An 8507-nucleotide genomic window follows, 5' to 3' on the forward strand; every position below is an offset into this window, starting at 1 on the left:
CCGATTAAGCCGATGGTGAGTTTTTTCATAGTTCTGCGTGTCGTCTTCAAGGAGAACAACGCCGGTGCAAAGGCGCACCGGCAAACGGAGGGCGCGCCGGCTCAGGGCTGGCCGTCGAGCTGCAGCAGCGCCAAATCCTTCCTGCGCAGCACCAGGCTGACGCGGCGGGTTTTAATTTCTATCGGATCGCCCAGCGGCGCGACGCGCACCACSTCGAACGAAGAGCCGGGCAGCATGCCGAGCGATAGCAGTTTCTGGCGATAGGCCGGGCCAATCTCGCTGGCGAAGCCGACAATCTTATAAGCGTGTTGAGGCAGAAGAGGCATGTTGTTTTCCCTTGCTGGATCAGAATTATTGATACTGAATGGGACTTGCTGAACCTCACCCACAACGAATAACGCGCTGGCGGCACTCTGTCAGTGCAAAATGCTGCTGAACATTAATAATAATCGTTATCAAATTCAATTGTATTTGCGTGAAAGGGTGTGTCCAGTGGTGACAAATGTAACGGAGGATCCGCGGTAAGGGGCGAGGAACCTGAAATGGCGAAGGGAGCACAGCTCATATCTGACACAATTTTCTCAAGGGAACGTATGTCAAGGGACTCACGGCTGACTCTGCTGATTGACGGAACAACGGTGTGCCTTTACTCACCTGGCGTACACCACCTTGCATCAGTATTTTCACTTTAAAATTATGCTCAACATACAGCTGGATCGAAGCATAGCGGTGAGACAGCAACTCCCTTATACTCATTTGCTTTATATTGTCTGACAGACAGAAACGCATCCGCAGGGCGACCCACAAAGCCCACCCCTGACGTTACAGTCCCCGCCATGCTTCCCCCAGGCGGTATGACAACTCCAGCGACTGCATCCTGTTTAATCGCGGGTCACACAAGGTTAAATACCGGTAGGATAAATCTTTATCATCAATATGTTGTAGTCCACCGGTACACTCGGTGACATCCTCTCCCGTCATTTCGATATGAAGCCCGCCAGGATGCTCTCCTTTTTCTTTCAGCAAGCGGGTAAAACGTCTGACTTCTTCCACAATGCAGGAAAAACTACGCGTTTTATATCCCTGAGGGGTACTACGGGTGTTACCATGCATAGGATCTACCGCCCAAATTACGGGATGGCGACGCGCTCTGACAGCTTGTAACAACGGCGGGATTCTTTCCTCTATCTGAGCGAACCCCATTCGCATTATCAGCACAATTTTTCCTGGTTGTTTATCAGGATCAAGGATGTCCAGTAACGCCAATAGACGTTCCGGTGTCATATTGGGCCCACATTTTATCCCAACAGGATTGGCTACCCCTCGTAAGTAGTTAACATGCGCTCCATCTGGATCGCCAGTGCGTTCGCCAAGCCATAACATATGTGCAGAGCAATTGTACCAGGCGCCATCCACCGTATCTTTACGGGTCATCGCTTCTTCGTAATGAAGCAACAATGCTTCATGACTGGTGAATAATGGCCGATCGAGGCAATTGTTACGCACATGCTGATGATAGCTAGCATACAGTTGCTTGCACAGACGATGATAGTCGTGGTCCGCTCTCCCTGAGCCCGAATTTACCTGAACAGAGAGGTTATCGGAATAGTCAGGAAGCTCAGATGCATTTATTGCCCGCAGCAGGTTCATGGTGGCTGCTGCATGATAATAGGCCCGGAGCATACGTTGCGGGTCTGGTGTTCGCCCTTGCTGTGAAAAGTCCTGTCCGTTAATTATTTCTCCACGAAAGCTGGGTAATGTCATCCCATCTCGTGTTTCTTCCTGTTGGCTACGAGGTTTGGCAAACTGACCTGCAATTCGTCCGATTTTAAGTACAGGGAGTCCTGTAAATTCATGGATCAGCCCCGCCATTTGCGTTAATGTCAGGAAATGGTCGCGGATAGACGTCGCCTGACCACCGTCGAACGATTCTGCACAGTCTCCTCCCTGTAATAAGAAAGACTTCCCTTTTGCAACTTGAGTCATCCGATGGCGAAACTGGCGGATTTCTGTGGCTAACACGAGCGGTGGAGCCGATTGCAATATCAGCTCATAGTACCGAAGCGTACATTCATCCGGGTATTCTGGCAATTGAGTCATAGGCGCCTCTCGCCAAGAGGAAGGGTGCCATTTTTCTGGCTGGGGTACTGTAGAAGCATGTGTCCCCGCCAAAATTGACACAAATCGGTTGTGTTCACCTTCGCCTGTCAATACATCAATATCACGTTTAAGTCGCATTTTACCTCCGAAGACAAGGAGTAGAGCCGGCAGATCGCCGGCCCATGGAGTTTATTCTTTAGCCTGCGAACGGGTCAGGTAAGTTTCCATTACTCCATTTTGTCGGGCGACATAATCTTCCCTTACCGGTGTATAAACGTCGATGACCTCTGAGGCTTCCAGTGCTTCTGCACGATGACTCGCCCAAGATGGGATGATGAACGTGTCGCCAGCGTGCAAATATACTGTGCGTTCATCAACGGTCAACCGTAATGAACCTTTGATAATTGTGGTGGCGGTTTCGTGTACGTGTTTATGTTCGGGAATATTGGCTCCAGTTTTAAACTGCCAAAAAGCCAGAGTAAAATCGGTACCGTGTATGAATTTAGCCAGGATCTTGCTTTCGGTACCTTCTGGCCGATTCAAATCCATATCATGAGGAACCATTTCTTTGCTCAGATACAAACTCATTATCCATACTCCTCTGAAAAAATGTTATTGATGGGGTGATTCAAATTGGCTGTTGTATTTTCGCATGAATGGAAAAGCCCATCGGGACCGGTCCAAAATCAGCGAGAACATGAAGTCGGTATTGCTGTGCTGCTACGAGAGTGGTGATACAACCATCGACGGTACCTGCTGCACATTGTCTGGCAGCTTCACTGTTCGAATTAAACAACTCGATGAGGGTTTCTTGTTGTACCCCCTCAACTTGATGAATTAAATCCCGTGGCGCTGGATGGGAGCCTACACGTTTTATTTGGGCTGCATTGTCGTACCGGCTGGCCAAAATCATATTATGTGTATTCATAACAAAACAATCGACCAGTTTGAGTTTTTGCAAGTTATTGAAAACAAGGTGATGCAAATGAGGGTATACGATACACCCCAGAAGAACGTCATTTTTATTGCTATCCTGTGCCATGAAATTTGCTGCAGATTCCAAGGTTTGATGTAATTTCACCAGGCCTTCTGTGGGGTGGCAATCATTTCTGCACGGTTCGGGGCAACCTTGGCTAAGCCGCAAAGCCTTGACTGGCGCGTGATTGAAAGGAGTTTAGAGGTTCTGCACTGCGATTTTAAAAATGAGCGAAAATGTCATTTTTTATGATTTATTTTGCACTTTTTGAGCGTGGTTTGAATCGTTTTAAAAGCCGTTTGATTGATTGTGATAGTTGGCTATGTGTAGCTTACCCAAATGGGTAGCAAAGTTCTTATTCAAGTCTACAATCAAACGGCGCGTTTATGTTTATCTGTTAGGCTTTGAGGACCAGTAACTCCACACTCTTCAGATGCCCCTTTTTTAGCTTCGTGTAGCGCCATTAAGCGTTCCTGCTCTTCAGTAGGAAGCTGGAGAAGCGCGCGCTCTAGTTCAGTGAACTCATGTTGTGCTGCTTGGCTAGAACCCTTACCAGGGGCTTCTTCTATAACCCGTTCAATTCCTTTGCGATGTATAAGCTTGATTAGTTTAAGGGCTTCCTCTGGCTCTGTAGATTCCAATACCATAAACCAAGCTGCAGTTAATTTATTGTCAGAACTGGGCGCATGATCGTTATGCTCTTCATGAATTAAGTTTTTGCTACATAAATTCACTTCCGCTCCAAATGCTAACCAGTCAAGACTGACCTGTTCTACGTGTGCAATTCTTCGTATAGCGCTGAAAGATGGCTCTGTACCCTTGTTCAAATAGTTGTTCAGCGTAGAGAAAGATAGCCCCCATTGTCTTGCTGCCCCCCTTATGCTCCTAGTGCCAATTAGCTTCTTCAGGCGCTCCCTGAAGCTTTCTTTTCCATCATCTACAAAAGCAAATTCACTTTCTTTTATGGTATTCATTTTCTTTTACCCTTAACTAGCTGATGTAAATCGTTTTTCTTGGCTTTATAGTAACTGATCCTTATCTAGAGCAAGTAAAGTGCAAATTTTTGCTTTACATGATTACTATGTGGATCAATACTTACCCCAACGGATAACCCGGCGGGCTTATCCGCACGGTTAACTTTTTAGGGTAATCGAATGATGAACGGAAAAGAAGTAGTTAGTGCCGATTGGCACAAGATCGACATTGTGGCTGAACTGCATAAGCGTGGTGTCACCATGCGTGCATTGTCGAAAGATGCTGGCTTAAAGCCGGATACGCTAAAAAATGCATTGCACCGCACATACCCAAAAGGTGAGCGCATTATCGCCGATGCCCTCAATGTCGATCCGGCTTGCATCTGGCCAAGTCGATACAACAGAAAGGTGGCGTGATCATGTTTCTTAGCGTGAATGAATTGGTTGGGCTGTCTGGACTGCCTGGCACTGTACAAGGTGTGCGGTATGTTCTGAACAAATCCGCAGGCGACTCTTCCGAGTTGAAGCGTAAGCGCGAAGGCTCCAAGGCGTTTGAGTACCACATCGATTGTCTGCCTGCTGAGGCCCGTGAGGTTGTTCGCCAGCGTCACTATACATCGGTGATGGAGCAATCCGGTTGTAAGTCGGTGGATGTGCCAGTGCGCAATAAGAAGGCTGCGGTGAAACCTTCGCAAGAGCTTGATCTGCTGCGTCAGTGTCCTGCCCTGCTGGAGCGTGAGGTCGGTTCATTGACCGATAAGCAGAAGCAGATCGCCGATGCACGGGCCTTGTTGGCGCAGGAAGTTGAAACGCTGATCAACGCCGGAATGTCTCGGTCTGCTGCGGTGCAACTCATTGCCGATCGCTCTCGCGATGGTTCATTGCCGGACCGCGTGATGGTTGCCGCCGATGTGGCCAACGCCCGTAAAGGCAAGACACGTACCGGGGTCAGCGTTCGCTGCCTGCAGGAGTGGGTCACCACTTGTCGTAATACCGGTTCTGGTGCTGAGCGCCTGGCATTGTTGGCCCCCGGTCATCTAAAAGCGAAAAAGCCCGAGCAGATCGGCTGGCTGGTCGACTTCCTGCCCCACTGGCGCAGCCCTAACGGTTTCACTCTCAGTGCGGCTTATCGGCTGTTTAGGGTGGACTGGGCCAAGAATTATGTTGATCAGCCTGCGATGCTGGCGGCGATACCGTCTTACCATGCCGTTCGCCGGGCGATGGAGAAATTCCCCCGCCGTGAGTTGATGCGTGGCCGTGTATCGGGTTCAGCCGCCAGGGCGCTGGAGACTTATCAGAAGCGTGACTGGTCACAGATGCCGGTGAATGGTTGCTGGGTCTCTGATGGTAAGTCCATGAACATGAAAGTGGCACACCCAATACATGGCCAGCCTTTTACCCCTGAGTTAACCCTGATTATTGATGGCCGGACGCGCTATGTGGTCGGCTGGAGCCTGTCTCTGGCAGAGAGCACGCTGGCGGTGGCCGATGCCTATCGCTTCGCCGTCAAACACCACGGCAAGCCGCTGTTTGTCTATTCCGATAACGGTGGTGGTCAGACGAACAAGACCTTTGACGCAGATATTACCGGGATATTTCCCCGCGTGAATATCACTCATATGACCAGTATTCCAGGAAATCCACAGGCTCGCGGCATTATTGAACGCCTTAACGGTGTGATCCCCCTGGCGGCTGCGCAGCAATTCGTCACGTTCAACGGCACCGGCGCAGATGACGAGCATGTGCGTATCACGGAGCGTGGGATCAAGTCTGCCCTGATTGCCATGAAAGGCGGGCTTGAGCTTAACAGCGTGCAGCAGCGGGCTATAAAAAAACTCCCGTCATGGCGGCAGCTTCTGGACGTGGTGGCCAGCGAAGTCGACAAATATAACCACTCTCACGAGCACAGTGAACTGCCGAAATACAACGGTAGGCATCTGACCCCGGCGCAATATCGCCAGGCGGTTCTGGAAGCGGAAGGTGACGAAATTGAATACCTGACCGAGCTGGAGCTGCGAGAGATGTTTATGCCGGAGGTGATCCGTGTGGCGCGTCGCGGCTGGGTGGAAGTAGAAAACAATGATTATTTCTCTGAAGAACTGATTAACGTCGACGGTGAAAAAGTGCGTGTGGCCTTTGATACCCATGATGCAAACGAAGTGATCGTGCGCCGCATGGATGGCTCTTTTGTCTGCACCGCCATCTGGAACGGTAACAAACAGGTAGCGATACCGGTCACCAGAATGCAGAAAGCCCAGCAGGAGCGCACTCAGCGTCGTCTTAATCGCGTGGAGGAGAAAAAAGAAGAAATACTGGCAGAGGGCCGCGAGGTGCTGGAGCACCAGCCTGATTTTAACCTGGGTATCACTATCGACGCCCAGCCAGTTGATGAACATGACGGCGTGTTTTTGTTTGAAACCGATCGTGATGAATATCTGAAGAAAACCGGCTCAGGCCGCTTGTAAGAGGAAGTGATAATGGAATTACGTGAACAGTTGCAGGAATTAATGAACCGCCGGAACCTCTCTCAGGTGCACGTGGCGCGGGCAATCGGGAAAAGCGCGGCGGTCATTAATCAATACCTTCAAGGTAAATATACCGGCGATGTTGAGTCCGTCAATGAATTAATTGCCGGTTTCATTCAGCGCGAGCGTGAAAAGGCCCAGCTTAAGCGGATTAATTTTGAGTTCGTACCAACGGCCAAAGCGCGTCGTGGGTTAGAGGTGATCGGATACGCCCATCTCGAGTGCGATATCGGCGTCCTTACCGGTGCTGCTGGAGTGGGTAAAACCATGATCCTGCGCGAGTACGCCGATAAACACCGTGAAGCCATCCTCATTGAGGCTGACCCCGGCTACACCGCCCGCGTGTTGCTGGAAGAACTGTGTAACCGCCTGGGCGTCAGTAAGCGCGGAAATATCCACGACCTGAGCGACAGTTGCGTGCAGGCGCTGCGTGATTCCGGTCGTCTGTTACTGATTGATGAGGCCGAATTGTTGCCTTACAGGGCGCTTGAAGTGCTGCGCCGTCTGCATGATAAGGCCGGTATAGGTATCGTTCTGGCGGGGATGCCACGTCTGCTGGTCAACCTGCGCGGTAAACGCGGTGAGTTCGCACAGCTCTATAGCCGGGTTGGGTTGGCGTTGCCGCTCGGGGATGCCCTGTCGCGGGATGATTTTGACCAGATTGCTATCAGCATGATGCCAGAGGCGGCGGACACCAAAATCAGCGAGGCGCTGTACACCTCAGCGAGAGGCAATGCTCGTCGCCTGGGTAAGTTGCTGCGCGGTGTTAATCGCACCTGCGAAATCAGCGACACTCCGGTCAGTGTCGCTGCGGTGAAAAAATTCGCCGAAATGCTGATTAATTAGCATCACTGAACGGCCAGTAATTGATTTCGTCGGGAACGAACATAAGGAAATCCAGAGCATTTAGAGCAAGAGAGGCGTTGCCAGCAGATGGTTGACGGTACTCTTTAAACTCAGATGAGCTTTGTATGTCTTCCAGCACATGAGCGTACAACCCTCGCGCATACTGGCAAAGAATTATTGTGGCATAAATGACGTAAGTGTTTCTTTTATCAGTGGGGATTGTTCCATAACCTTTAAATGTTTCAAGTAGTGTAACAATTTCATCATGATGGCTTTTTAAGCATGAGGTGAACAGGGCATTAGCTGAACCCAGTCTTTCCCTAGCGAGGTTTAATGCTTGTATCTCTTCACGCGTTAATTCATCACATAACGAAAGATAAATGGATTCATTCCAGTTATTGAATTTTGCGAAATCGCCAGTGAAGTATTGATTCGCTAAATACCAAGAGCTGGGGATCATAGTTTAAGTCCTGAGAAGTTAATAAGTAGTTGCATAGTAAATCATATGAAGGGAGGTATTGCATGGTTAATCAGTTCAATGCGTTAGCACAAGCCCGCGATGCTCTTGAGGCTCAAGGTTGTGTTGTCCGCAGTTATGTACGTAAGCCGCAGCGTCCGGTGATTACAGCTGATAGCACCTGCGGGCAGATTGTCTGGCCTACGGTGGATGTTGTTGTGAGAGAGAACGGCGTGCAGCGCACGGTTCGCACGTCGCGTGTTCATGAATGTCAGGTTATCTGGAATTAAGGGAGTCAATATGGCGAAGGTTATTTTTGAATTTACTGAGAGTGATGCTGTTACGAATGATGTTCCTGGGCATGCGACGGTTCCTGTATCAATCAGCGTGGGGGTTGAAGGGCTTAATGATGCAAGGCCAGGGCACGCTGAGTGTCTGGCGCTAATCATGAAACGCATGGCCCCAGGAATTATCAAGGCATTGAATGCCGTGTATATCAGGAAGCTGGAGGAGTCTGGTGTATCTGGGGTTAAATCCGAATTTTTTAAAGTCAATCTGCAATAAGGTAATGAATATGACTGTAAATACCACGCAATTTACCGATAAAAACGTCCCAGAAGGCTACTGGG

General features: G+C 49.7%; 11 protein-coding genes. 5 read left to right on the plus strand and 6 right to left on the minus strand.

Annotated features, from left to right (window positions below):
- Positions 1-101: 101 nt before the first annotated feature.
- The 5 genes from feoA to ADK28_RS22300 form a co-directional block, all read right to left on the minus strand.
- Positions 102-326: a ferrous iron transporter A gene (gene feoA, locus ADK28_RS22285; protein WP_048796691.1), complete on the minus strand. Its 225-nt coding sequence runs from the start codon at positions 324-326 to the stop codon at positions 102-104.
- A 496-nt stretch (positions 327-822) separates the two neighbouring features.
- A complete protein-coding gene (locus ADK28_RS30495; protein ID WP_075202126.1) occupies positions 823-2238 on the minus strand; it encodes a 3-deoxy-7-phosphoheptulonate synthase class II in 1416 nt (471 codons plus the stop codon).
- A gap of 51 nt (positions 2239-2289) precedes the next feature.
- Positions 2290-2688 carry a cupin domain-containing protein gene (locus ADK28_RS22290; protein WP_048796692.1) on the minus strand — a complete coding sequence of 133 codons (399 nt, stop codon included), beginning with the start codon at positions 2686-2688 and terminating at the stop codon, positions 2290-2292.
- Positions 2689-2728: 40 nt separating this feature from the next.
- Positions 2729-3181: a prephenate dehydratase domain-containing protein gene (locus ADK28_RS31035; RefSeq protein ID WP_187181796.1), complete on the minus strand. Its 453-nt coding sequence runs from the start codon at positions 3179-3181 to the stop codon at positions 2729-2731.
- A 266-nt stretch (positions 3182-3447) separates the two neighbouring features.
- On the minus strand, positions 3448-4050 hold the full coding sequence (locus tag ADK28_RS22300) for a helix-turn-helix domain-containing protein (protein ID WP_048796694.1): 603 nt from the start codon (positions 4048-4050) through the stop codon (positions 3448-3450).
- Positions 4051-4230: 180 nt separating this feature from the next.
- On the opposite strand from ADK28_RS22300, the gene ADK28_RS22305 reads away from it, so the two are divergent.
- Genes ADK28_RS22305 through ADK28_RS22315 form a run of 3 tightly spaced genes read left to right on the plus strand, consistent with a single transcriptional unit; the run spans position 4231 to position 7421 of the window.
- Positions 4231-4467: a helix-turn-helix domain-containing protein gene (locus ADK28_RS22305; protein ID WP_048796695.1), complete on the plus strand. Its 237-nt coding sequence runs from the start codon at positions 4231-4233 to the stop codon at positions 4465-4467.
- 2 nt (positions 4468-4469) lie between these two features.
- Complete coding sequence (locus ADK28_RS22310) at positions 4470-6515, plus strand: Mu transposase C-terminal domain-containing protein (protein ID WP_048796696.1); 2046 nt, start codon at positions 4470-4472, stop codon at positions 6513-6515.
- 12 nt (positions 6516-6527) lie between these two features.
- Positions 6528-7421: an AAA family ATPase gene (locus tag ADK28_RS22315; RefSeq protein WP_048796697.1), complete on the plus strand. Its 894-nt coding sequence runs from the start codon at positions 6528-6530 to the stop codon at positions 7419-7421.
- Here the strand turns inward: ADK28_RS22315 and ADK28_RS31805 are convergent.
- Positions 7414-7881: a hypothetical protein gene (locus ADK28_RS31805; protein WP_147882656.1), complete on the minus strand. Its 468-nt coding sequence runs from the start codon at positions 7879-7881 to the stop codon at positions 7414-7416. The genes ADK28_RS22315 and ADK28_RS31805 overlap by 8 nt on opposite strands.
- Positions 7882-7943: 62 nt before the next feature.
- Between ADK28_RS31805 and ADK28_RS31810 the strand changes: the two genes are divergently transcribed.
- Positions 7944-8168 (plus strand): hypothetical protein, encoded by a 225-nt coding sequence (locus ADK28_RS31810; protein ID WP_147882655.1) that lies wholly within the window; start codon positions 7944-7946, stop codon positions 8166-8168.
- Positions 8169-8178: 10 nt separating this feature from the next.
- Positions 8179-8442: a hypothetical protein gene (locus tag ADK28_RS22320; RefSeq protein ID WP_048796698.1), complete on the plus strand. Its 264-nt coding sequence runs from the start codon at positions 8179-8181 to the stop codon at positions 8440-8442.
- Positions 8443-8507 lie beyond the last annotated feature (65 nt).

Origin of the sequence: Serratia sp. 506_PEND (assembly GCF_001076875.1) — a bacterium.
In the GTDB taxonomy this organism is placed as follows: Bacteria; Pseudomonadota; Gammaproteobacteria; order Enterobacterales; family Enterobacteriaceae; genus Serratia; species Serratia marcescens.